The sequence below is a fragment of the Kaistia sp. SLG-1 genome, assembly GCF_059699055.1.
On sequence record NZ_AP048544.1, the window covers coordinates 2,722,666 to 2,746,328 of the forward strand.

A 23,663-nucleotide genomic window follows, 5' to 3' on the forward strand; every position below is an offset into this window, starting at 1 on the left:
GACAAGCGCGATCGAACCATGCTACCAGCGGCGCATCGGCAGTCGACCCCATCGACGCCGACGCGGCCTGGCCGCCCGGAGGCAAGCCTCTGGAAGATTTGCGGATCCTGGATCCGATGGTGACGGAGCGTAGCGCAGCCTGGTAGCGCACTTGTCTGGGGGACAAGGGGTCGCAGGTTCAAATCCTGCCGTTCCGACCAACACTTAGCCCAATCTTTTCAGGCTGAACCGAAATGCTCATTTGGGAGCATTTTGGGAGCGTGAAGTGCTTGTCGGTGACGCCATCGTCCCGGCCTGCATTACTGGAACTCGACCATCATCCTGAGGTGCCGGGCGAAGCCGGGCCTCAAAGGAGGGTCCAGGGAACGCCAACGCGGTGCTGTCTCGCTGCCCCAGGGCCCCGGAGAAGATGCAGCCGTTCCCTAGATGCGCCCATCGCCAGAGCGCTTCCAGCTGGCGTCTCCCGACGTATCCGCCTTCTTCATCGAAGCATCCAAGCTTCAATACTGCGCTGAAAGCTTGCGCCAAAGCGTTCACCGCAAGGCGACGACGCCCGCGGTCGCCCGGGATCTGGCGTCTTCGGGTCCGGGTGAGGGGCGCCCCATGCCGCGATAACTTGGGGTGCTCTTTTCGCGGAAGCGATTCGTTAGCCGCGAAATCATGCGCACGCAAGATGGATCGTGAAAACATCTTGTGAACGCACCTTGGCTTTCCTAAGATGCAACATATTTCAGTCAGATTCGCAGATTACGATTTTCATCATGACGATGATGGTGACTTTTCAGAGTTCAAGGCGCTCCGGGAAAACGCGTGATTTCGCCGGCAGTGGATTTATGACGAACTGAAGACCGCGCAGTTCCCTCCACTCCGGATCCCAGATCATCGATTTGCGGCTCATTGAGCGTGCCGGATCAACGGCGCGCGGCCGGAGTTCTCTATGTCTATCTTGTTTCCTCGTCTCTCTCTTGAATTCAGCACCGCGACTTCTTCGAAAGCTTCCTCTTGCGTACTGATGACACCCGGCTCCTTCGACACGAGCGGGTCGTCCGATCGCGCGATCGCTTCGCCTCTGGGCTCGGAGGTGTGCACCGATGGATGAGCTCATCCTCGAGCGGCCAGGGCAGCGGCGCGCCATTCTCGAGCCCGGCGACACCTATCAGCAGTTCGGCGCCTTGCCATGGCGACGCAACAAGAAGGGTGACATCCGCGTCCTGCTCGTGACCTCGCGCGAGCGCGGCCGCTGGCTCTGCCCGAAGGGCTGGATCATCGAGGGCCGATCGGCCGCCGAGAGCGCCGCCCAAGAGGCCTTTGAGGAAGCCGGCGTCTTCGGCGATGTCGGTCTTCAGGCCTTTGGTTCCTACAGCTACGACAAGATCCTGCGCGATCAGACCGCGGTCGACTGCCGGGTGACGATGTTTGGCCTGCGCGTGCGCGGCACGCTGCTGCAATGGCGCGAGCGGGGCGAGCGCAAACGTCGCTGGTGCGGCCTCGGCGAGGCGAGCGATCTAGTTTCCGATATCGGCCTCCGCGACCTCTTGCGCGAGATCCTGCTCGACGACCGCATCCTCGTCGAGCCGACCGGCAATCCCGCCGTCAACGCCTGGTGAAAGGCGCGCCGTCCGTCAATTGCGGCCGCCGACCAAGCGGCCGGCGCGGGCGACGACGCCTTCCTGCGCCGTATAGGAGAGGCGGCCGTTGACGTAGACCTGCTCGATGCCGATCGAGCGTCGCAGCGGCTGGTCGTAGGTCGCCTGGTCGAGGATGGTGGCCGGGTCGAAGACGACGAGGTCGGCATAGGCGCCGGCCTCGATTCGCCCGCGCCCTTCGAGCTTGAACACTTTTGCCGGCAGGCCGGTCATCTTGTGGATGGCCGTCTCGATCGGGAACAGCTTCTCATCGCGGGCATAATGGCCGATGACGCGCGGAAACGTGCCCCAGAGGCGAGGGTGGGGATGCTGGTCGTGCGGCAGGCCGTCGGAGCCGATCATCGACAGCTTCGAGCGCATCACCCGGCGGACATCCGCCTCGTCCATCTGGAAATAGATCGCGCCGGCCGGCTGCAGCCGCCGCGCGGCCTCATGGATGTCGACTTCCCATTCCTCGGCGATATCGACGAGGTCGCGCGCCTCCATCTCCGGATGCGGCCGCGACCAGGCGATCATGATCCGGTAGGTGTCGGTGACGAGATCGGCGCGCAGATTGGTCGAGCCGGCCGTGTAGGGGTAGACATCGACATTGACGGGATGGCGCGCCGCGGCGGCCTCGATCTTCGGCAGCGTCTGCAGCGTCCGGCCCCAATTGTGCACGCCGGCGCATTTGTGGTGCGAGATGACGAGCGGAATGCCGGCCGCTGTCGCCGTCGTCACGGTCTCGTCGATGCTGTCGAGCACGTGCTCGAACTCGTCGCGCATATGGGTGGCATAGACGCCGCCATGCTGGGCGAATCGCCCGGCGACGCGGGTCACCTCGTCGATGTCGGCGGCGGCGTTGGTCGGATAGAACAGGCCGGTGGAGAGGCCGATGGCGCCATGCGCCATGGCCTCGTCGGCATGCGCCTGCATCGCGGCAATCTCGTCGGGCGAGGCCTTTGCGCCGATGTCGGCCATGGTGGCGAGGCGGAGCGCCGAATGGCCGACCAGCGCCGCGACATTGACGGCCGGGACGATTCGCGCGAGCGCCGCGGCATAGGCGGCGAAACTCGGGAATTCATAGGCGTTCGCGTCGCCGAGCAAGTTCATCGGCGGCGGCGGGCTGTCGCGGAAGGTGACCGGCGCGAGCGAGATGCCGCAATTGCCTGTCACCACCGTGGTGACACCCTGGCTGACCTTCGGCAGCATGTCGGGGGCATCGAGCACGATGCGGTCGTCATGGGTGTGCGCGTCGATGAATCCGGGTGCGAGCGCCAGGGCGCCGCCGAGATCCTGCTCGCGCTCGCCGCTGCCCGGCGCGATTCCGCCCACCGGCGCCACCGCCGTGATCCGGTCGGCGGTGATGGCCACCTCGCCGAGATAGGGCGCGTTGCCGGACCCGTCGTAGATCCGGGCGTTGCGGAGGACGAGATCGTGAGATGGGCGCATCGTCAGGAACCTATTCGTGCGGCTCGATGGTACGGGCCAAAGGGGCGGGATCGGTCGAGGGCGTCGGGATCGCGATGCCGATACTGGCGACCGTGTAGCGAACACGGCGGAGCGCCTCGCGGCCCTTGCTGCCGAGCTTGACGGCGACGCCGGCGGCGATGGTGTCGATGACGGCCATGTGCGCGTAGCGTGACGGCGTCGGCAGCAGAACGTTCTCGTCCTCGGCGATGACGCTCGGAATGAGGATGCCCGCCACGCCGGCGAGCGGCGTGTTCGGCCGCGTCAGCGCGACCGTCGTGGCGCCGAAGGAACCGGCGATCTCGACCGCCTCGACGACGGCGCGCGAATGGCCGCTGTTCGAGATCGCGAAGACGGCGTCGCCCGGCTGCAGGGTCGCGGCGGACATCCGCATCTGGTGGCTGTCGGCATAGGCGGAGACCGGGATTCCGAGCCGGAACAGGCGCAGCTTGGCGTCTTCCGCCAACGCCGCCGAGCCGCCGCCCTGGCCGTAGATGTCGATGCGCCGCGCCTTGGCGAAGGCGTCGATCGCCGCGCCGACCGCGGCCGTGTCGAGCTGGTCCAGCGTCTCGCGCACCGTGGTCGCGGCGCGCATCATGATCGTCTGGGCGAGTTGGCCGACATCGTCGCTGAAGACGCGGTCGGACCGTAGATAGACGGCCGCGACCGTCAGCGTCGTCGCCAGCCCGATCTTGAATTCGTTGAAGGACGAGCAGCCGACCGAACGGCAGAAGCGCGTCACCGTCGGCTGGCTGACGCCGGCCTTGGCCGCGAGCTCGGCGATCGTCAGCCGGGTCGCCGCCTCGAAGTCCTGGCGGACCACTTCGGCGACGCGTCGCTCGGCCGGCGAGAGCTCCGATTCGACCCGCTCGATGCGCGAGACGATGTCGATCGCCGCCGTGGTTCCGGAGTGGGTTCGCTTGATCATCGGCGATGTCGTCTCCGAAGGATTTGCGGTCCGATCCGGGCTGCGAGCGCCGCTCTCGAGGCGGCCTTCGCAGTCGCGGATTCGTCGATCCGGGCCGCTTTCAGCCCGTGACCACTGGTTCATCTGAGAAACTCAATTACACGATTTTTCACTCTCGGCAAGCGATCCGATCGCCGTCAGCCTCGCGCATTTCGGGCCATTTTCAGCCGATTTCGCAGGTCGCCCTTCTCAAAACACGGCGAAAAACAAGGATTTCTTTGGGTTGCGATCAATTGAGTCGATCGTTCGAATTACTCTTGCGGAGTTGGAATTTCTGTAACATGATTTCAGCAACGAGCCGCTCACAAGGGCGGACGGGGAACATGTCGACGGACGAGCCCTAGGGGCCGCCGGCGACCACGGGGAAGAGGGAGGGCGCTAGCTTGAACGCTATCGGAGCTCGTGATTTGACGCGTGCCAACGCGTCGGTCCCGGCCAAAATGGCCGTGGAGGGAGCGAGCAAATTCTACCAGGCGCGCAGCGGTGTCGTGCATGCGCTGGACAATGTCTCGCTCGACGTCCGGGAGGGCGAGTTCCTCTGCATTCTGGGGCCGTCGGGTTGCGGCAAGTCCACGCTGCTCTGGTCGATGGCCGGGCTGCATGGGCTGAGCGGCGGCCGGATCCGGCTCGGCAACGAGCCGATCGTCAAGCCGCATCCCGAGATCGCGATGATCTTCCAGGAAGCGAACCTGCTGCCCTGGCGCAATCTCGAGAAAAACATCGAGCTTCCCTTCGAGCTGAAGAAGATCCCGCCGGACAGGGCGCGGATCCAGGCGCTTCTGGAGCGGGTCGGCCTCAAGGGCTTCGAGACCAAGATGCCGCGCGAGCTCTCCGGCGGCATGCAGCAGCGCGCCTCGATCGTGCGCAGCCTGGCGGTCAATCCCTCGGTGCTTTTGATGGACGAGCCGTTCGGCGCGCTCGACGCCTTCACGCGCGACGAGATGAACCTGCTCATCCAGGAAATCTGGATGGAGACGAAGAAGACCATCATCTTCATCACCCATTCGATCGCCGAGGCGCTCTTCCTTGCCGACCGCATCGTCGTGATGTCGGCGCGACCGGGCCGCATCCAGGAAATCATCGAGGTCGACCTGCCGCGCCCGCGCGGCATCGAAGTGCAGTCGACTCTCGAGTTCATCGAACGCGCCAATGCCATCAAGGCCATGATCGACCACCGTCGGGCCTGACGGTCGCAGTCAACGTTCAAGGATATTGCAAGTGGACAGCCAACTTCGCGACCAGATTCCGACCTTCGGCGGCAAGCCGGATGCGGCCGGCGGCGGTAGCCTTTCAGGTGGTTTTTCTGCCCTGACGTCGGGCGGCGGCCGCAGCGCCTTCGAGACCTTCGTCATCATCCTCGTCGCCGTCATCATCATCGGCGGGGCGGAACTGCTGCTCGGCATCTTCCAGGTGCCGCAATACATCATGCCGAAGCCGAGCCAGATCGGCATGGCGCTGATCACCGAGTGGCCGTTTATCTGGCCGCATCTCGTGGTGACGATCTGTGAGCTGCTGATCGGCTTCGCCATCGGCGCCTCGGTCGGCTTCGTGCTCGCGGCGGTGATCACCCAGTTCCCCTTCGCCGAGAAGATCGTCACGCCCTACATCCTGCTGCTGGTGACGACGCCGATGCTCGCCCTGGTGCCGCTGCTGGTGCTGCGCTTCGGCTTCGGCTGGGAGCCGCGCATCATCGCGGTGGCGCTCGCCTCCGGTCCGATGGTGATGATCAACTCGGCGACCGGATTCCGCCGCGTCGATCTCGCCAAGATCGCGCTCGCCCGCTCGTTCGGCGCCTCGACCTTCCAGATCTTCACCAAGATCCGCATCCCGATGGCCATGCCGATGATCATCGTCGGCCTGATGGTCGGTTCGATCTTCGGCCTGCTGACCACCGTCGGCGCCGAGATGGTGGGTGGTGCCGAAGGTCTCGGCAATCGCCTCAACTACTATTCGTCGATGATCCGCATGCCGCAATTCTTCGCTGTCATCACGCTGCTCGCGATCATCGGCATCTCGATCTACGTCTTCTTCTTCTGGGTCGGAAAGAAATGGGCCAATTGGGAAGCCTGACCCCGGCCAATGCCTGACAGAAACGAGGGAACACCCATGACGGAACTATCGAACATGATGCTCAATCGTCGTCGCCTGCTTCAGTTCACGGCAGCCGGCGTCTCGGTCGCGGCGCTCGGCATCGGCGCCGCCGGTCCGGCGCTCGCCGAGGAGGTGACCGTGCGCTGGGTCTCGCCGCGCGGCACGCTCGAGGTCGTCGACGACTTCGCCTACTGGATCGCCAAGAAGTACGGCTATTTCGGCGACCTCGAGACGGTGGTCGAGGCCGGCCCGCAGGACGGCACGGCGACGGTGAAGCTGGTCGACCAGAACCAGTCGGACTTCGGCTATCCGTCGCCCGGCATCCTGTCGCTCGGCCTCGAGCAGGGCATGGACCTCGTCTCCATCTATCACGTGATGGCCGGCGACGTGTTCGACTTCGCCTTTCCGAAGGGCAAGGCTCCGGCCGACCTTAAGGGCCTTGAGGGCAAGACCATCGCGCTCGGCTCGGCCGGCTGGCAGGCGATCACCAATCCGATGCTGGCGGCTGCCGGCGTCGACACCAGCAAGGTCAAATATGTCGAGGTCAGCGCCTGGGGCCAGGCGCTCGCCCAGGGACAGGCCGACGCGGCGCTTTCCTGGGAAGGTCTGCGGGCGCAGTGGCGCGGTCAGGGTCTCGATTTCGACTATCTGCTCGGCAAGAACGTCTCCAAGTTCCCGGCCAATTCCTTCGTCATCCGCAAGGCGGATCTCAACGATCCCGCCAAGGTCGCGGCTTACGAGAAGTATCTGCGCGGTTGGGCCATGGGCCTCGAATTCGCCTGGCAGAACCCGCGCGCCGCGACCCAGATCGCCATGGAGCAGTTCCCGGGCCTGGCCAGCCAGATGAACCCGACGGTGGCGACGGAATCGCTGATGCAGCAGACGGCGCTGATGCGGGCGAACTGGGAGAACCGCAACGCCTGGGGCTTCCACGACCAGGCCAGCTGGCAGAACTATTTCGACGCCATCGCCGAGATCGGCCAGGTGTCGAAGGTGTTCAACGCCGCCGACGTCACGTCGAACCAGCTCATCCCGGCGGCGAATGATTTCGACCACGCCAAGGTGAAGGCCGACGCGGACGCCTTCCAGCTGTCCGACGACTACAAGGCCGTCGACGTCGAGGCGATCCAGGCCGTTCTCTGATCGACCACCGGGGCGGCGAGGCTCAGGCGTCGCCGCCCTTTTTCTATCCAACTGCACTGGGGGGCATTGAATGTTCGTCTTCGACCATGTCGGGATCACCACGACCGAGAAGCAGCCCGACGAGAACTGGGTCGAGCAGAGCCGGATCTGGGTCACCAATCCGCACGATCATCCCGAGCACATCGAGTTCCTGCGCTACGCGCCGGACAGCAGCGTGCCCGAGATCGTCCGCAACAATCCGCATGTCGCCTATCGCGTGAAGGAGATCGAGCCGCATCTGAAGGATGTCGAGATCCTGATCCCGCCCTTCATCGTCGGCGATTTTCTCGAAGTCGTCTTCGTCCTCAAGCACGGCATGGTGTTCGAATACATGCGCTACCTGAAAGACGGCTGGTTCGGCGAATGACGCGGCCTGGCGATTACGGATCAGGATCGACGGACGGAGGGACGCGATGAGCGGTGGATTTGCCGGCAAGAGGGTAGCGATCACGGGCGCGGCGGGCGGTATCGGGCAGACGCTCTGCCGCCTGTTCGGAACGGGCGGCGCGACGATCCTGGCGCTCGACAAGAGTGACAGGCTACCTGCCTTCGTCGAGGAACTGAAAGCGGAAGGGATCGAGGCCGAAGGCGCCTCGGTCGATATCGGCTCTGCCGAACAGGTCGCGGCGGCATTCGCGGCCTTCGGGGATGTCGACATCCTCGTCAACAATGCCGGCTACTCGCACCATCCGACGCTCGCCGTCACCGATCCGGCCGCCTGGCAGTCGGAGATGAACGGCAATCTCGGCGGCGCCCATGCCTGCGCGCATGCGGTGCTTCCCGGCATGGCGGCGCGGCGCTCCGGCGCCATCGTCAATGTCGGCTCGGTCAACGCGCTGCATGCGCTTGGCGATCCCGCCTACAGCGCCGCCAAGGCCGGCATGATCGCGATGACCAAGGCGATCGCCATGGAATATGGCCGCTACGGCATCCGCGCCAACATCGTGCTGCCCGGCACGGTGCGGACGCCGCTCTGGGAGGAGAGGGCCAAGAAGGATCCCAAGGTGCTGGAAACCCTGCAGCGTTGGTATCCGCTCGGCCGGATCGTCGACCCGATCGAGGTGGCGCGCGTCGTTGCGTTCCTCGCATCCGACGCCGCCAGCGCTGTCACCGGCGCGGCGCTACCGGTCGATTGCGGCCTGACGGCCGGCAACATCGTCATGTCACGCGAGCTGACGCTCGAAGAATTCTGAGGGGGAGATTATGGATAGACTGCGTATCGGCGTCATCGGCCTCGGCTGGTTCGGCGAAATCCACTGCGAGACGATCATCGGCGTGCCGAACCTGGAGCTGGCCACGCTCTGCACGCGCCAGCCCGATCGGCTCGCGGCGATGGGCGCCAAGTTCGGCGTCGCCAAGACCTACACCGATTACAACGACATGCTCGCCGATCCCGACATCGACGCGGTGTCGATCTGCACCATGTGGGACCAGCATGTCGGCCCGGCCGTCGCGGCGCTGAAGGCGGGCAAGCACGTCTTCCTCGAGAAGCCGATCGCCTCGACCGTCGAGGACGCGCAGACCATCGTCGACGCCGCCAAGGGCGCCAAGGGCATCCTGTTCGTCGGCCATATCGTGCGCTTCAATCCCCGCTATCGCATGGCCAAGCAGGCGATCGACGCCGGCAAGATCGGCAAGATCGTCGCGCTGTCGTCCCGCCGCAACATTCCGGCCGCCTGGACGCCGACCATCCTGAACAAGATCGGCCCGATCGTCGGCGACGCCATCCACGATACCGACGTCATGCTGTGGCTCACCGGCGAGAAGATCGTCTCGGCCTATGCGCAGACGATCTCGGTGCGCAATCTGAAACACCCCGACATCGGCCAGACCATGTACCGCTTCGAGAGCGGCGCCACGGCGACGCTCGAGACGGTCTGGTGCATGCCGGAGAAGACGCCGTTCGACATCGACGAGCGCATGTCGATCATCGGCACCGAGGGCATCATCCACGTCCAGGACACGTTCCCGAATCTCGGCATCGTGTCGAACGACAAGCTGCACAGCCCGGACACGACCTACTGGCCGGAGTTCAACGGCGTTCGCGGTGGGGCGCTCCGGGACGAGTTCTCCTATTTCGCCAACTGCGCGCTGGCCGGCGAGACGCCGAAAATGGGCGTGCCGGCCGATGCCGCAGCCGCCCTCGAGGCGACGTTGGCAGCAGAAGAATCCGCCCGCACGGGCAATGTCATCCGGATCGGTTAGGGAGGGAGCACAATGGCCAAGCAAAGGGTACTCGTCGTCGGCCTCGGCAATATGGGCATGAGCCACGCACTCGCCTATGCGAAGATCGACGGATACGAGCTTGTCGGTCTCTGCACGCGCAACATCGACAAGGTCGAGCTGCCGCCGGAGCTGCAGGGCGTCGCGAAGTTCAACAATTTCGAGCAGGCGCTCGCCGAGCTGAAGCCGGATGTCGTCTCGGTCAACACCATGCCCGACACCCATGCCGACTTCGCCATCAAGGCGATGGAGGCGGGCGCGCATGTCTTTGTCGAGAAGCCGATGGCGATCTCGGCCGAGGATGCCGAGCGGGTGGTCGAGGTCGCCAAGCGCACCAAGCGCAAGCTCGTTATCGGCTACATCCTGCGCCAGCATCCGAGCTGGGTGAAGTTCATCGAGATCGCCCGCGAGCTCGGCACCCCGCTCGTCTTCCGCATGAATTTGAACCAGCAGTCGAACGGCGAGACCTGGGAATGGCACAAGCGGCTGATGCAGAGCTTTCCGCCGATCGTCGATTGCGGCGTCCACTATGTCGACGTCATGTGCCAGATGACCTCGGCCAAGCCGGTGCGGGTGCATGCGATCGGCGCGCGGCTGACGGACGAGGTGCCGATCAACAATTACGGCCAGCTGCAGGTGATGTTCGAGGACGGCTCGGTCGGCTGGTATGAGGCAGGCTGGGGACCGATGGTTTCCGAGCAGGCCTTCTTCGTGAAGGACGTGTTCGGCCCCAAGGGCTCGGCCTCGATCGTGATGGCCGAGAACAATGCCGGCGTGAAGTCGGACGACATCAACGCGCACACCAAGACGAGCCAGATTCTCCGGCACCATGCCGACATGAGCCGGCCGGACGAGCGCATCGATGTCTCTGACGAGCCCGATCACAATGCCTTGTGCGAGCGCGAGCAGCTCTACCTGCTGAGGGCGATCGAGGAGGACCTGGACTTGACCGATCACATGAACGACGGCGTGAAGAGCCTTAAGATCGTGCTAGCCGCGGATGAATCGATCCGCACGCAGCAGGTGGTCACGCTCTAGCGAGACAATCGGAGCGGCCGCCGAGGTCGGCGGCCGCCTTCGGGGCGCTTCAAGGCGCTCCGACATGCTAGTCTTCCCGTTACGGAAGGTTTGTCCGATCCTGCGCGCCGGCGTCACGCCCCCGCCCGTTCGGCGACCGTCCGTTACGGCGGAGACCAACGATGATCGCAGTGTCCCAGCACCCCGCGCCGACGCTTGCCCGCGCCCAACATCCGACCCAGCAGATCTTCCAACGCGACTGGCTGATCTACCGGAAGATGGTCGACAACAACTACCTCTTCCATCGCGAAGCCTATGCCTGCCTGCACCATGTCCTCGCCAGCGAGATGACGCGGCCGTTCTCGTTCCTCGATGTCGCCTGCGGCGATGCGAGCGCCAGCGTCGCGGCGCTACGCGGCACGGCGGTTGCCCGTTACGAGGGCATCGACCTGTCGCGCGCCGCGCTCGACATGGCGGAACTGGCGCTCGCGGAACTCGACTGCCCAACGGTCCTGAACGAAGGCGATTTCGCCGAATTGCTGCCGCTGCGCAGCGAGCCGGCCGACGTCATCTGGATCGGGCTGTCGCTGCATCATTTCCAGACGCCCGAGAAGCTCGGGCTCATGCGGGCGGCGAGGGCCCTGCTCGCCGAGGGCGGCCGTTTCCTCATCTACGAGAACTCCAGCCCGGATGGCGAGGATCGCGACGGGTGGATGCGGCGCATGGAGGCACAGCGTCCCTTCTGGAGCGCCTATGACGACGCCGAGTGGGAGGTGGTCTGGAATCATGTCTCCCGGGCGGACTATCCGGAGACCCCGTCGACATGGGCGATGCTCGGCCATGAGGCCGGCTTCGACCGGGTCCGCGAGCTGTTCGTGGCGCCGAGCGATCTCATCCGGCTCTACAGCTTCGATTGATCCTGCTGAGGGCGTTTTCGAGCGAAGTGAATACCGGTTCGCGGGAAGAAACCGCGACCGAAAGGCTCTAGGCGGTCCTCGGCAACGTCACCGGGCCGAAGACGAGCGGCGGCGGCTGGGCCTGGACGACCGGTCGTCGCGCCTTCCATTCCAGCGCATAGGCGCCCCACAACAATCCATAGATCAGGAAGACATGCCGCCAGTGATCGTTGTCGATCACGTTGTGGATCAGGAGATGGCCGATATAGACGGCGTAGACGCACTGGATGAACGGCGTCCACGGACGCGCCCGGAACAGCAGCGGGGTCGAGATCACCAGGGTCCAGATGACGAGGGCGATGTAGGAGAAGCCGCCAAGCCAGCCATAGGCGGTGAAGCCCTTCAGCCACATATTGTGCTCGTCCTCGCCCATCATCTTGCCGAACTCGAACGGCCCGAGCCCGAGCGGATGCTCCTGGATCAGGAAGAAGCCGATGATGTGCCGTTCGAAACGCCCGAGCCGGCCGCCGTCATATTCCTGCACCAGCTTGAAGCGCTGGGCGAAGAGATCCTGCACCAGAGGAATGGAAAGCAGCAGCGCCAGCAGCAGCGCGACGGCGAGCAGGCCGCCGGCGATATAGGCGATCATCCGCAGCCGGTGGCTCTGGCGCGGCTCGGAGATGAAGGCGAGCACGGTGATCAGTAGCAGAGCGACGATCGCCAGGCCCCAGGCAGCGCGGGAGAACGACAGGAATACGCCGGCCAGCAGGATGCCGATGCCGAGCAGCTGCCAGCCGGAGTTGCGCAGCCGGTCCGTTAGCACGGCGCGGGTCATCACGATCAACGGCAGGATCAGGAAGGGGCCGAAGACGTTCGGGTCCTTGAACGCGCCCTTGGCGCGATCATAGAGGGTGAAGATCGAGGCATAGGGGATGGCGCCGAAATAGCCGAGGATGCCGAGCAGCGCACAGACGATCGCCGAGGCGATGTAGCTTCGCTCGATCACCTTGAGGCGGCGTTCGGTATCCACCTGCATGACGGCGGCGAAGAAGATCGAGGAGATGATCAGGAAGCCCGTCGTCGCCATGTAGATGGCCGGCTTCTGGAACGCCTTCAGCTCCCAGAACGAGAGAATGCCGCCGCTCATATAGAGCAGCATCAGCACGATCATCGGCAGCATCGGCCGGCTCAGCCGGAGCCCGAGGAAGGACCAGACGACGACGACGGCGCAGAGCAGCAGATCGGACGGGGCCGGCTCGAACAGCACAAAGCCGCTCAGGAAGACGAGAATGCCGATGACGGCATTCCCGACCATGCGGGCTGGCATTGCCCGGGGCCTCGTCACCATCCGGCTCAATAGGCGTTCTCGTTGTTGCTGAGCAGGGCGAACGGCGTCATCACCAGGATGTAGAGGTCGAACAGCACTGACCATCTTTCGATGTAATCGAGATCGAACTCGACCCGGCGGCGGATCTTGTCCGGCGTATCGACCTCGCCGCGCCAGCCGTTGATCTGCGCCCAGCCCGTCACGCCGGGCTTCACCTTGTGGCGGGCGAAATAGCCGTCAACCACCTCATCCCAGAGCCGGTTGGCGGTATGGGCGTTGACGGCGTGGGGGCGGGGGCCGACGAGCGAGAGCTCGCCGCGCAGGACATTCACCAGCTGCGGCAGTTCGTCGATCGACGAGCGGCGGATGAAGCGGCCGATCCGGGTAACCCGCGGGTCGTCCTTGGTCACCGCCACCTTGGCGGTGGGATCGCTCATGTGGTGGTACATCGAGCGGAACTTGAAGACGTCGATGACCTCGTTGTTGAAGCCGTAGCGCTTCTGCCGGAACAGCACCGGCCCCGGGCTGTCGAGCCGGATCGCGATGGCGGTCAGGAGCATGACCGGCGACAGCAGGATCAACGCCAGGCTGGCGATCACGAGATCGAACGCCCGCTTGAGGATCGAGGCCCATCCGGCGATCGGCCGGTCGAACAGGTCGAGCAGCGGCACCGGGCCGATATAGGAATAGGAGCGGGGCGTGAAGCGCAGCTTGCTGCTGAGCGCCGAGATCCGGATGTCGACCGGCAGGACCCAGAGCTGCTTCAGGAGCTGCAGCACGCGATTCTCGGCGGAGAGGGGCAGGGCGACGATCAGGAGGTCGATGCGGGCGAGCCGCGCGAATTCCACCAGTTCGGCGACCGTGCCGAGCTTCGGCACGCCGGCGACTTCCTCCGGCGAGCGGTCGTCGCCGCGATCGTCGAAAATGCCGTAGACGCGAACGTCGGTGCTGGTGGCTTCGCCGAGGCTCTCCAGCAGCTCCGCCGCGTTGTCGCCGCCACCGACGATCACCGCGCGCCGCTCCAGCCGTCCGGCCCGCGTCCAGCGCGCGACCAGCGACGCCACGACGACGCGCTCCAGGATGAAGAAGGCGGCGCCGATGAGGAACATCAGCCCGAGCCAGCTGCGCTTGCTGCCGGTCTCGACCCCGAAGAAGAAGCTGCCGGCCGCCACGATGGCGATCGTCACCGCCCAGCAGACCAGGATGCGCGGCAGGATCGCGAGATAGTCGCGAAGCGCCGCGACCGAATAGCCGCCGAGGTAGCGGATGCCGAGGATGGCGATCAGCGGCGCGGCGATGACGAGCACCAATTCGCTCCAGCCCGCGCCGGCAGCCCCCTGCAGAACCGTGAAGACGCCGCCAATGGCGACGAGCACGGACGCTTCGGTGGCCTGGACGGCGCTCGCCAGCAGGCGCGGCGACAGCGCTTCCGACGACAGTCCCGCCGCCACGCGACGCGCATGGGCGTTGAGGGAGATGCGGCTCGATGGAGTGCCCGCGCTGGATGATTGTTCGATCGTCATGGCCTGCCGGTTACCGAAGCGACGCGACACTCTAGCTACGTCAGGCTAACAAACCTTTGCCGATCGGCACGCGTTTCGAGCGAAGTCCAGACGGCGCAATCCCCGGTCGCGGCGGCTAGAGAATAGGGCGCTTGTCCAGGCCGGGAGCCGGACGTCCCGCCCGGCAGTCGCGATAGAGCGCGCTGACTACTTCCGTCATGTGATCGATCGAGAAGCGCGGTCGGACGATTTCGCGCAGCCGCGAGGCCTCTTCGCTGGCTCGCCGGGGATCGTCGAGCTGCTCGGCCATGGCATCGGCCAGCGCCTCGACATCGCCGGGCGGCACCAGCCGGACGCTTTCCGGGCCGAAGATTTCGGGAATGCCGCCGACCCTTGTCGCGACGAGCGGACGCGCCGCAGCGGCAGCCTCGAGCACGACATAGGGCAACGATTCGGCGCGCGAAGGCACGACCACGACCTTGGCCATGGCGAAGGCCTTGCGCGTCGCCGTGGCGGGATGGATGCGCGTCGTCGCATCGAGGCCGAGCCGGCGCACCTGGTCCTCGTAGCGCGCCTTGTCGGGACCGTCGCCGACGAGCTCCGCCGTTGGCGCGACGCCCCGGCGATCGCGTAGCCGGGCGAGCGCGTCGACGAAGACGTCGGTCCCCTTCAGGTCGCGCATCATGCCGATATAGAGGAAGTCGGCCGCCGCGGGTTCGGTCTCGATCGGATCGAACTCCTCGTCGCGGATGCCGTTCGGCACGATCCGCCAGGGCTTTTTCGGCGCCCCGACCTTGCGCGCATAGGTGTCCGCCTCATACCGGCTGACGAAGATGAACGCGTCGGTCAGGCGCTCCATGAAGTGCTCGATGCGGAAGAACATCCGCCCCGAGCGCGTCGCGGGATCGTAGTGCAGGCTTCCGCCATGCGGACAGTAGATGCGAGCCACGCTGGAACCAAAGACCCGCAAGAGCGTGCCGATGATCCGGCCATACACGCCGCCCTTGGCGCCATGCGTATGGAGGATATCGGGATTGAGTGCCCGAATGCGGCGGAAGAGCCGCAGGAAGGCGAGAAAATCGGTCGGCGACACGTGCCGCTTCATCGGCGTTCGGTGCAGGCCCAATTCCAGATGGGGAACAAGCTGCTGGAAGAGCTCTTCCTCGCGCGCACCGCCCGTCGACGAGTCGCAGACGACGCCGACGCTGTAGCCCTCGGCAGCCTGCGCCTCGGCAAGATCGCGGACGTGCCGGAAAATTCCGCCGACGGGAGAACGAAAGACGTGAACGATCCTTAGCTTGCCGTCAGCGGGCGCATGAGGGTCGTTCCGATCTGTCATCGTGTCAGAAAAGGCGCTCGCGAACGTTGACGGTGTCGCCGGGGTAGATCGGCTGCGTCGGCAATAGCCGGACAGTCGTGACTTTTCCGTTCACCTGCCGCGTCACGTCGACATCGGCCCGCTGCGCACGCGGCGTGAAGCCGCCGGCGATCGCAACCGCCGTCTGGGCCGTCATGCCGTTCACGTAAGGGTACTGGCCGGCACTGGTGACCTCGCCCATGATGAAGAAGGGCCGGTAGCGGTCGACCTCGACCGAGACGTCCGGATTGCGGACGAAGCCCTTGCGCAGCTTGGCGGCGATATCGCCCTCCATCTCCTGCGTGCTGCGGCCGCGCGCGGCGATCGCGCCGACCAGCGGCATCGAGATGTAGCCGGCCTGGTCGATCGTGTAGGTGTTGGAGAGATCCGTCTGGCCGAACACGACGACGCGAAGGCGATCGCCGCTGTCGAGGCGGTAGGGAGCGATCAACGCCTTGTAGGTGGCCGGGTCCTGGGGCGGATAGGACGAGGCGCAGCCGGCGAGCAGGCTGGCGCCAATCAAGGCCGCGACAAGCAAGGAAAATCGCATCGTTAAGGCGTCCGGATCACTAAGGAATCTGTAATCCGGACTGTCAGCTTGCCATGGTTAATGTCGGGTAAATCGGTCGATCGCCAGGGTGACAACCTGCGAGAGTATTTACCGCGCGGCGGCATGAATTAACGCCATGGTTACCCTGATTCCACGATGATGCCGCATCGGCAAGAGATCATGCCAAGAGGGTCATGCGCGGATATGGCGGACGGGCGTTTCAGACAAATCGATGATGTCGAACTCGACATGCGCGCGCTGCTTGGCGCGTTGCTGCGGGCGTTGCCGCTGCTTCTCATCTTCAGTTTGCTGTTCGCAGCCGCCCTCTATATCGGCCTGAACTTCGTCACGCCCCGCTATACCGCCTCCGCCAGGATCCTGATCGAGAGCGGCGAATCGGACATCACGCGCGCCGGCTCCGGCACCGAGGAGGTGAGGGCGCTGCTCGATTCGGAGGGCATCGCCAGCCAGGTCGAGCTCATCAATTCGCGCGATCTCGCCACCACGGTGGTCAACGCACTCGGCCTGTCGTCGCTCAAGGAATTCAACAAGCCGCGCTTCCTGCCGTCCTTTGACCAGATGCTGGCCGGCATCGGCCTCGGCCGCCCGACGCCGCAACCCTCCGCCGAAGATCGTGTACTGCAGCGCTTCGGCGAGCGGCTCGATGTCTTCTCGGTCGACAAGACGCGCGTCATCAATGTCGGCTTCTCGTCGGTTGACCCGCAGCTGGCGGCCCAGGTCGCCAACGCCGCGGCGGAGGAATATCTGGCGCTCGAGCGCGAGGCGCGCCGCTCCACCAATGCCGACGCCACCCGCTGGCTCGAATCGCAGATCGCCGATCTACGCACCAAGGTCACGGATGCCGAGGCGAAGGTCGAAGCGTTCCGCACCGAGCGCGGCCTCTTCTCGGGCGGGCAGAACAACACGTCGCTCGCGCAGCAGAAGCTCAACGACCTGAACGCCGAGCTGGCCCGCCTCGTGGCCGCCCGCTCCGCCGCCGAGGCCAAGGCCGAGACGGTGCGCAAGAGCCTCGCCAGCGGCGCGACGCCGGACGTGCCGGATGTTCGCGATTCGCAGCTGATCCAGCGCCTGCGCGAACAGCAGGTGGCGCTCCGCGCCCAGATCGCGCAGCTCTCGGCGACGCTCTTGTCCGGCCACCCGCGCATCAAGGAACTGAACGCCCAGCTCGGCGATCTCGACGGCCAGGTTCGGCGCGAGGTGACGCGCATCCTGCAGAGCCTCGAAGGCGAGGCCGCGACGGCGCGGGCCCGCGAGGCCGATATCGGCCGCGACATCGCCAACGCCAAGACCGCCACCGGCCAGACCAACGACGCCGAGGTGCAGTTGCGCGCGCTGGAGCGCGAGGCGACCGCGCAGCGCGACCTGCTCGAAACCTATCTCCGGCGCTACCGCGAGGCCTCCTCGCGCCAGGACGGCAATTATCTGCCGGCCGACGCCCGCATCATTTCGCGGGCCGCGGTCCCGTTGGAGCCGACCTTCCCGAAGAAGCTGCCGCTGACGATCGCCGCGACGGTCGCCCTGTTGCTGCTGGTCATCGCCTTCATCCTGGTCCGCGAGCTGACTTCCGGGCGGGCATTGCGTCGGATCACGGTGGTGGAGCCGCCGGCGGCGCGCCTCGCTCCGGCGCTCGAATCGCCGCCCGTTGTGGAAGCGCCGCCAATCACGGCGCAGCTGCTGACCTCCGAGCCGGCGCTGGCGCGCGGGCTCTCCGCCGAGGCGCAGGGCGCGCTGAACGCCATCGCCGACCGCATCGTTGACGCCAAGGCGTGTCGCATCCTGGTCTCCACGGCCGATGCCGACCCGGCGATCGGCCGGCCGCTCGCGGCGGTCTCGCTCGCGCGCACGCTGGCGCGGCGCGGGCATCGGGTGCTCCTGATCGATCTTCATCCCGACGAGGCGGACAGCCAGGCGATGGCTGTCGAGGCACGCCGCCCGGGCCTTGCCGAGCTCTTTGCCGGCGATGCCTCCTTCGACGCGGTGATCTTCCGCGATCGTCGCTCCCGCGCCCATGTCATTCCGCGCGGGCTTGCCGCGTTCGGGCCAGACGAGGCGGTCGCCGAGCGATTCGCCGAGATCCTCGACGCGCTCGACCAGACCTACGACCAGATCCTGCTCGATGCGGGTCCGGATCTGGCCGAGCGGCTGGCGCCGAAGACCGGCGCTACGATCCTGGTCGGGGAGGGTGACGACAAGGATCCCGCCACGGCCGAGGCCTATAAGGCGATGAAGCAGGCGGCTTCTGGCGAGGTCATGCTGCTGATCGCCGCCGCGCCGGCGAAACGCGAAGTCGAGCCGGCCTGATCAGTCGGCGTCGCCCGCAGGCTTTTCCGTCTTTCCACGCCAGCGCCGGATCTTCTTCGCCAACTGCCAGAGTTTCGGATTGTCGCGGATCGTCCGTTCGAGATGATCGATCGCCCGGAGCAGCCCCGTCGCAACACGGCCGGCGAGCGTGACCGGCACGATCGCCCGGACATGCGGCTCGTTCTCGTCGAGCCAGGACGCCTTGTAGCGCTCGTCGCCGCGACCGAGGTCGAAGGAGGCGAGGCCGCGCTCGCAACTGGCCGCGATCACCTCATAGAGCATCAGCTCGCCGGGGCTGACCCGGCGCCAGTCGTCGTTCGACACCGACATGAAATAGCCGCTGAGGCGGCCGGACAGCGCGCCGCTGCCGAAAATGGCGCGAATGCCGCCGTCGAATTCGAGTGCGTCGAGTTCGATCAAGGCGCTGTCGTCGCCCGCCCAACGGCGCAGCACAAGCGCGCGGAAGAAATCGGCCACACCCGGCTCTGCAAAACTATCGGCGATGCCCTGCTCGCGGAACCAGGCCGACTTCTGCTGGAAATAGGTCTCGAGGATCGCCAGGGCCTCGTCCTCCGACGCGGCCCGCCGCAGGACCGAGCCGCCGACCGGAGCGAGGGTGTTCGCCTGCCAGCGTCGCTTCTTGGTTTTCTTGGCGCCGCGATGGGCGGCCAGCACCTTGGTGAAATCCGGTTCGAGGCGCATCACGCTGACGTCGCAGCGCGCCGGCCGAGCCTCGGGATGCGCGGCGAGGGGATTCTCCAATCCAGCCCAGCGGACCGGCTGGGCATCGAGATCGAACAGGTCGATGCGCATCGCGGTCGCGACCCGCCGCAGTAGCTCGGCTGTCGCCGCCGGGGTGAGAGAGGCCGCGAACGCCGGATCGAACAGGCCCATGCGGATATTGGCGTGCTCGCCGCCGAGAAAGCGCGCCACCCTGAGAAGGCGGACCCGCTCGATGCCGAGCGGCAGCACCGCCACCAGCTCGCCCTCGTGGCGGATCGAGACAACAGCGGGGCGAATGTGCTGCGGACCCGTGGCCGCGCCGATCCAGCAATCGATCCAGTCAAAGCTTTGGTAGACGGAGGCGGACGCCCGGCGCTCCAGATCGCGCCACTCCGCCTTGATGTCGCGGCCCGACGCCATGACGGAGAGATCGAGATCCGCGATCGAGTAGTCCGTTCGCGGCGATAAGGTCTCTGGTCCGTCCATCTGCAATCTCTGCGGGCATGCGCTCAGTTTGAGTCAGGCTATCAACCTATCGTAAACATCGCGTTCGTATGAGAATGTCGACGGTTGCGTGCTCTTTGGACGGCTGGATCGCTGATGCAAAGTCTCAAGATTGCCGCCTATAGGGCAGGACTCAACGCACTTTACTGGAGCGGCGCCTCCGGGCTTTTCGCGCCGATGGCGCGCGGCTCGGGTGCGATTCTGATGTTTCATCAGGTTAGGCCTGCCTTACGATCAGCGTTCCAGCCGAACGCGCATCTCGAAGTGACGCCCGATTTTCTCGGCAAGGTGGTCCGCGAGATCCAGGCGGCCGGCATCGATATCGTCGATCTGGACGAGGCGACGCGGCGGCTTGCCGAACCGCGACCGGCGCGACGCTTCGTTGTGCTGACGTTCGATGACGGCTACCGCAACAATTACACCGAGGCCTATCCGGTCCTGAAGGCATTGGGCGTGCCGTTCACGATCTACGTCGCGACGGGCTTCGTCGACCGGACGGACGTGCCGTGGTGGGATGCGATCGTTGCCCTGATCGCGGAAACGCCAAGGTTCCGGATACGCATCGGCAGCCGCGAATTCGACCTTCCGACGGAGACCCTCCGCGAGAAGCGGGAGGCCTGCCGGCTCGTCGCAAGCGAGCTCTGCCAGGTCGGCGAGGACGAGCAGCGCCAGGCCATAGACAGGGCCGCGCGCGAATACGGCCTCGACACCCGCCTCATGGTTGATCGCGAGATGCTCGATTGGAACGAGGTGCGGGCGCTCGCGAGCGATCCGCTCGTCACCATCGGCGCGCACACGGTGGGGCACTACGCGATCGCCAAGCTCGACAGCGCGCGGGCGCGTCGCGAGATGGCCGAGAGCCGCGACCGGATCGAGGCGATGACCGGTATGCGCCCCCGTCATTTCGCCTATCCCTATGGCTCGCCGTCGACGGCGGCGGAGCGGGAATTCTATCTGGCAGCCGATCTCGGCTTCACCACGGCGGTCACGACCCGGCGCGGCGTCGTCGATGCCGACAGCCGCCTGACGGCGCTGCCGCGCATCTCGATCAACGGGCATTTCCAGTCCTGGCGCTATGTCGACACGCTGCTGTCCGGCGTGCCACTCGGCCTGGAGCGACGGCTGCGCAGCTGGCTGCGCCGGCCGCCTAGCGCGTTGGTGCCGGAGGCTTCTGCATCCACTTGATGAGGATGCCGGCCGGGAACACCCAGGCCAGTCCGACGACGACGTAGTAGAGCATCTGCACCCAGCGCGGCGCATCCGGCAGCTTCAGCTGCGCGATCACCATTGCCGCGAAGGCGTAGACGATCACCAGGACGACGAGCGCGATCATGCCGATGAATTTGCGGAGCCGGATGGGCATGACGTGCCTTTCGTGATTGCCTCGGCGTCGGCATAGCGCGTTCGGCCGCCGACTTCAAAGCCGCAGTCGATCGAAGCCGGCTTGCCGGAGGGCGAAGATTGGCTGACGTTGCGCGACCGGATGTCGCGCGGCCGATTGGCGTCGAGCCGGGCGGCTCTGTTGTTCGCGTGAGGGCGAGCCGCTAATCCAGCCATTGGCATTGGAGAGGTGCGCAATGACGACGGACGGATTGGCAACGAACGGAACGCTGCGGCGGACGCCTGCGCGGGACAGGGCGCGGGATCGCTCGCTGATCCGCATCTGGCTCGGCGCGGTGATTCTGATGGTCATCGCCATGATCGTCGTCGGCGGCGCGACGCGCCTGACCGGTTCCGGCCTGTCGATCACCGAATGGAAGCCGATCCACGGCGTCATTCCGCCGATCGGCGAGGTCGAGTGGCAGGAAGAATTCGCCAAGTACCAGCAGATTCCGCAGTACCAGATCGTCAACAAGGGCATGAGCGTTGACGAGTTCAAGCAGATCTTCTGGTGGGAGTGGGGCCACCGCCTGCTCGGCCGCCTGATCGGCGTCGTCTTCTTCGTGCCGTTCCTGCTGCTCTGGATCACGGGGCGGATCGAGCGTCCGCTCATTCCGCGCCTCGGAGGGCTGTTCCTGCTCGGCGGCCTGCAGGGCGCCATCGGCTGGTGGATGGTCACGAGCGGCCTCGCGGACCGCATCAGCGTCAGCCAGTACCGGCTGGCGATCCATCTCCTGATCGCCTGCTTCATCCTGGCCGCCGCCGTCTGGATCAGCCGGGGCCTTGCGCCGGATCGCGGAGAGGATCGCAAGGCGGCCGCGCCCTTGAAGGGCATGGCCAACTTCATCATCGTGGTCGTGTTCCTGCAGATCTTCCTCGGCGGACTGGTCGCCGGACTGAAGGCGGGCATGATCTACAACACCTGGCCGCTCATGGACGGCAATTTGATCCCGTCCGGCGTCTATGCCTACGATCCGGCCTGGCGCAGCGTCTTCGAGGACGCGATGACGGTGCAGTTCGACCACCGGCTGGTGGCTTATCTGCTGGTCGTCGCCGTGCTGATCCACGCCTTCCAGGCCTTCAAGCTGGCTCCGCGCTCGCATGCGGCCCGGAGTGCCCGCCATCTCGCGGTCCTGGTGCTGGCCCAGGCCGGCATCGGCATCGCGACGCTGATCGCCGTCGTGCCGCTCGATCTCGCGCTGCTGCACCAATTCGGCGCGGCGATCGTGCTCTGGGCGGCGGTCGCCCATCGGCGGGCGATGAACGAACCGACGCCGGTAACCGCCTGAGGCGGTTACCGCACTTCGCTCGCCTCAGCCTTCGGCGGGCGCGACGAAGACATCGCGGGGCAGGCGGCTGACGACGCGCGGGCCGTCCGCCTCGAGGATGACGATCTCTTCCAGGCGGATGCCGAACTTGCCCTGCAGGTAGATGCCGGGCTCGATCGAGAACACCATGCCCTCTTCGAGAATCGTCTCGCTGGTCGAGGTCAGATAGGGCGGCTCGTGCCCTTCGAGACCCAGGCCATGGCCGGTGCGGTGGGTGAAATAGGGGCCATAGCCCGCCGCCGTGATGATGCCGCGCGCCGCCGCGTCGACTTCCTTCGCGGCGACGCCGGGACGGGCCGCTGCCAGCGCTGCCTGCACGGCCGCCTCGACCACGGCATGCACCTTCCGGTATTCCGCGCTCGGCTCGCCGACAAAGGCCATCCGCGTCAGATCGCTGGAGAAATCGCCGGAGCGCGCGCCGATGTCCATGACGATCGCATCGCCGACGGCGACCGGCTGGTCGCCCGTCGCATAGTGCGGGAAGGCGCCGTTGCCGCCGGCGCCGACGATGGTGAAGAGCGGCGTGGCGCCCGCTTCCTCGAACACGGCGCGGGCCGCGTCGGCGATCTCGCGCTCGGTGACGCCGGGACGGATCGCGGCGAAGGCGGCCTCCATGGCGCGGTCGTCGATCTCGGCATTTCGCAGGATCTCGGCCTTCTCGACGCCATCCTTGGAAAGGCGCATGCGGCCGACACTCTCGGCGGCGAAGGCGGCCTTGGGCGAACCGAGCGCCTCGAGGACGAGGAGGGCGAAATCGGCGCGCATGGCCTCGTCGACCTGCACCAGCTTCGTGCCCTTTTCGATGCCGAGCGAGCGGATCAGTTCGGCGAGCGCGGCCTGCGGGCCCGTCGCGTCGGACCAGGTGAAGAAGGGAAGCTCGGTCTGCCGGCGCATTTCATCGGCGTTCAGCTCCGGCATCAGAATCGCCGCGCCGTCCGGCGTCGCGATCAGCAGGCAGGGCCGCTCGTCGGCATGCGGATGGACGCCGGCGATATAGGCCATGTGCGGACCCGGCCCGAGGGCGACGGCGTCGACGCCGATCTGGCGCAGCATGGACTGGAGAGTAGCGAGCCGGGTCATTGAGGTCTCCTGCATGATTTTCACTATTGGTAAAAACTAAGCCGGAGACGGTCAACCGCCAAGGCGGCCGCGCCGCTTGCGGAGCCGGACGGTTTGCTGCATTCCCTTGTCTTCGGCCG

General features: G+C 65.8%; 21 protein-coding genes and 1 tRNA gene. 13 read left to right on the forward strand and 9 right to left on the reverse strand.

Annotated elements, in window-relative coordinates; genetic code table 11:
- Nucleotides 1-123 precede the first annotated feature (123 nt).
- Together AC6HZP_RS12315 and AC6HZP_RS12320 are read left to right on the forward strand one after the other, a co-directional pair.
- Nucleotides 124-200, forward strand: a tRNA-Pro gene (locus tag AC6HZP_RS12315).
- 891 nt (nucleotides 201-1,091) lie between these two features.
- Nucleotides 1,092-1,607, forward strand: coding sequence for an NUDIX hydrolase (locus AC6HZP_RS12320; RefSeq protein ID WP_497523103.1), 516 nt, complete (start codon nucleotides 1,092-1,094; stop codon nucleotides 1,605-1,607).
- Nucleotides 1,608-1,622: 15 nt separating this feature from the next.
- Here the strand turns inward: AC6HZP_RS12320 and AC6HZP_RS12325 are convergent, their stop codons facing one another.
- On the reverse strand, nucleotides 1,623-3,077 hold the full coding sequence (locus AC6HZP_RS12325) for an N-acyl-D-amino-acid deacylase family protein (RefSeq protein ID WP_497523104.1): 1,455 nt from the start codon (nucleotides 3,075-3,077) through the stop codon (nucleotides 1,623-1,625).
- Between the two features lie 10 nt (nucleotides 3,078-3,087).
- Nucleotides 3,088-4,023: a MurR/RpiR family transcriptional regulator gene (locus tag AC6HZP_RS12330; RefSeq protein WP_497523105.1), complete on the reverse strand. Its 936-nt coding sequence runs from the start codon at nucleotides 4,021-4,023 to the stop codon at nucleotides 3,088-3,090.
- Between the two features lie 446 nt (nucleotides 4,024-4,469).
- On the opposite strand from AC6HZP_RS12330, the gene AC6HZP_RS12335 reads away from it, so the two are divergent.
- The 8 genes from AC6HZP_RS12335 to AC6HZP_RS12370 all read left to right on the forward strand — a co-directional run bounded on the left by AC6HZP_RS12335 (nucleotide 4,470) and on the right by AC6HZP_RS12370 (nucleotide 11,492).
- Nucleotides 4,470-5,249 (forward strand): ABC transporter ATP-binding protein, encoded by a 780-nt coding sequence (locus AC6HZP_RS12335; RefSeq protein WP_497523106.1) that lies wholly within the window; start codon nucleotides 4,470-4,472, stop codon nucleotides 5,247-5,249.
- Between the two features lie 31 nt (nucleotides 5,250-5,280).
- Nucleotides 5,281-6,132 carry an ABC transporter permease gene (locus AC6HZP_RS12340; protein ID WP_497523107.1) on the forward strand — a complete coding sequence of 284 codons (852 nt, stop codon included), beginning with the start codon at nucleotides 5,281-5,283 and terminating at the stop codon, nucleotides 6,130-6,132.
- A gap of 36 nt (nucleotides 6,133-6,168) precedes the next feature.
- Nucleotides 6,169-7,296, forward strand: a complete 1,128-nt coding sequence (locus AC6HZP_RS12345; protein WP_497523108.1) for an ABC transporter substrate-binding protein — start codon at nucleotides 6,169-6,171, stop codon at nucleotides 7,294-7,296.
- 70 nt (nucleotides 7,297-7,366) lie between these two features.
- Entirely contained in the window at nucleotides 7,367-7,702 is a 336-nt protein-coding gene (locus tag AC6HZP_RS12350; RefSeq protein WP_201403831.1) for a hypothetical protein, read from the forward strand.
- Between the two features lie 46 nt (nucleotides 7,703-7,748).
- Nucleotides 7,749-8,528, forward strand: coding sequence for an SDR family oxidoreductase (locus AC6HZP_RS12355; protein ID WP_497523109.1), 780 nt, complete (start codon nucleotides 7,749-7,751; stop codon nucleotides 8,526-8,528).
- A 10-nt stretch (nucleotides 8,529-8,538) separates the two neighbouring features.
- Nucleotides 8,539-9,540 (forward strand): Gfo/Idh/MocA family protein, encoded by a 1,002-nt coding sequence (locus tag AC6HZP_RS12360; RefSeq protein ID WP_497523110.1) that lies wholly within the window; start codon nucleotides 8,539-8,541, stop codon nucleotides 9,538-9,540.
- Between the two features lie 12 nt (nucleotides 9,541-9,552).
- Nucleotides 9,553-10,596, forward strand: coding sequence for a Gfo/Idh/MocA family protein (locus tag AC6HZP_RS12365; RefSeq protein ID WP_497523111.1), 1,044 nt, complete (start codon nucleotides 9,553-9,555; stop codon nucleotides 10,594-10,596).
- Nucleotides 10,597-10,757: 161 nt separating this feature from the next.
- Nucleotides 10,758-11,492 (forward strand): class I SAM-dependent methyltransferase, encoded by a 735-nt coding sequence (locus tag AC6HZP_RS12370; protein ID WP_497523112.1) that lies wholly within the window; start codon nucleotides 10,758-10,760, stop codon nucleotides 11,490-11,492.
- A gap of 67 nt (nucleotides 11,493-11,559) precedes the next feature.
- Here the strand turns inward: AC6HZP_RS12370 and AC6HZP_RS12375 are convergent, their stop codons facing one another.
- From AC6HZP_RS12375 to AC6HZP_RS12390, 4 genes are all read right to left on the reverse strand, one after another.
- Nucleotides 11,560-12,798, reverse strand: coding sequence for an O-antigen ligase family protein (locus AC6HZP_RS12375; protein ID WP_497523113.1), 1,239 nt, complete (start codon nucleotides 12,796-12,798; stop codon nucleotides 11,560-11,562).
- A 26-nt stretch (nucleotides 12,799-12,824) separates the two neighbouring features.
- Nucleotides 12,825-14,321, reverse strand: a complete 1,497-nt coding sequence (locus tag AC6HZP_RS12380) for an undecaprenyl-phosphate glucose phosphotransferase (RefSeq protein ID WP_497523114.1) — start codon at nucleotides 14,319-14,321, stop codon at nucleotides 12,825-12,827.
- 115 nt (nucleotides 14,322-14,436) lie between these two features.
- Nucleotides 14,437-15,639, reverse strand: a complete 1,203-nt coding sequence (locus AC6HZP_RS12385; RefSeq protein ID WP_497523115.1) for a glycosyltransferase family 4 protein — start codon at nucleotides 15,637-15,639, stop codon at nucleotides 14,437-14,439.
- A gap of 4 nt (nucleotides 15,640-15,643) precedes the next feature.
- Nucleotides 15,644-16,207: a polysaccharide biosynthesis/export family protein gene (locus tag AC6HZP_RS12390; RefSeq protein WP_497523116.1), complete on the reverse strand. Its 564-nt coding sequence runs from the start codon at nucleotides 16,205-16,207 to the stop codon at nucleotides 15,644-15,646.
- A gap of 249 nt (nucleotides 16,208-16,456) precedes the next feature.
- On the opposite strand from AC6HZP_RS12390, the gene AC6HZP_RS12395 reads away from it, so the two are divergent.
- Nucleotides 16,457-18,529 carry a GumC family protein gene (locus AC6HZP_RS12395; protein ID WP_497523117.1) on the forward strand — a complete coding sequence of 691 codons (2,073 nt, stop codon included), beginning with the start codon at nucleotides 16,457-16,459 and terminating at the stop codon, nucleotides 18,527-18,529.
- Here AC6HZP_RS12395 and AC6HZP_RS12400 read toward each other — a convergent pair whose 3' ends face one another.
- On the reverse strand, nucleotides 18,530-19,738 hold the full coding sequence (locus AC6HZP_RS12400) for a GNAT family N-acetyltransferase (RefSeq protein ID WP_497523118.1): 1,209 nt from the start codon (nucleotides 19,736-19,738) through the stop codon (nucleotides 18,530-18,532).
- A 114-nt stretch (nucleotides 19,739-19,852) separates the two neighbouring features.
- On the opposite strand from AC6HZP_RS12400, the gene AC6HZP_RS12405 reads away from it, so the two are divergent.
- Nucleotides 19,853-20,941: a polysaccharide deacetylase family protein gene (locus tag AC6HZP_RS12405; protein ID WP_497523119.1), complete on the forward strand. Its 1,089-nt coding sequence runs from the start codon at nucleotides 19,853-19,855 to the stop codon at nucleotides 20,939-20,941.
- On the opposite strand, the gene AC6HZP_RS12410 is transcribed toward AC6HZP_RS12405, so the two are convergent.
- Nucleotides 20,904-21,119, reverse strand: a complete 216-nt coding sequence (locus AC6HZP_RS12410; RefSeq protein ID WP_201403842.1) for a DUF2842 domain-containing protein — start codon at nucleotides 21,117-21,119, stop codon at nucleotides 20,904-20,906. The two genes, AC6HZP_RS12405 and AC6HZP_RS12410, sit on opposite strands and share 38 nt — an antisense overlap.
- A gap of 214 nt (nucleotides 21,120-21,333) precedes the next feature.
- Here AC6HZP_RS12410 and AC6HZP_RS12415 point away from each other — a divergent pair, with 214 nt between their 5' ends.
- Complete coding sequence (locus AC6HZP_RS12415; RefSeq protein WP_497523120.1) at nucleotides 21,334-22,425, forward strand: COX15/CtaA family protein; 1,092 nt, start codon at nucleotides 21,334-21,336, stop codon at nucleotides 22,423-22,425.
- 24 nt (nucleotides 22,426-22,449) lie between these two features.
- Here the strand turns inward: AC6HZP_RS12415 and AC6HZP_RS12420 are convergent, their stop codons facing one another.
- A complete protein-coding gene (locus AC6HZP_RS12420) occupies nucleotides 22,450-23,544 on the reverse strand; it encodes a M24 family metallopeptidase (RefSeq protein WP_497523121.1) in 1,095 nt (364 codons plus the stop codon).
- Between the last annotated feature and the right edge of the window lie 119 nt (nucleotides 23,545-23,663).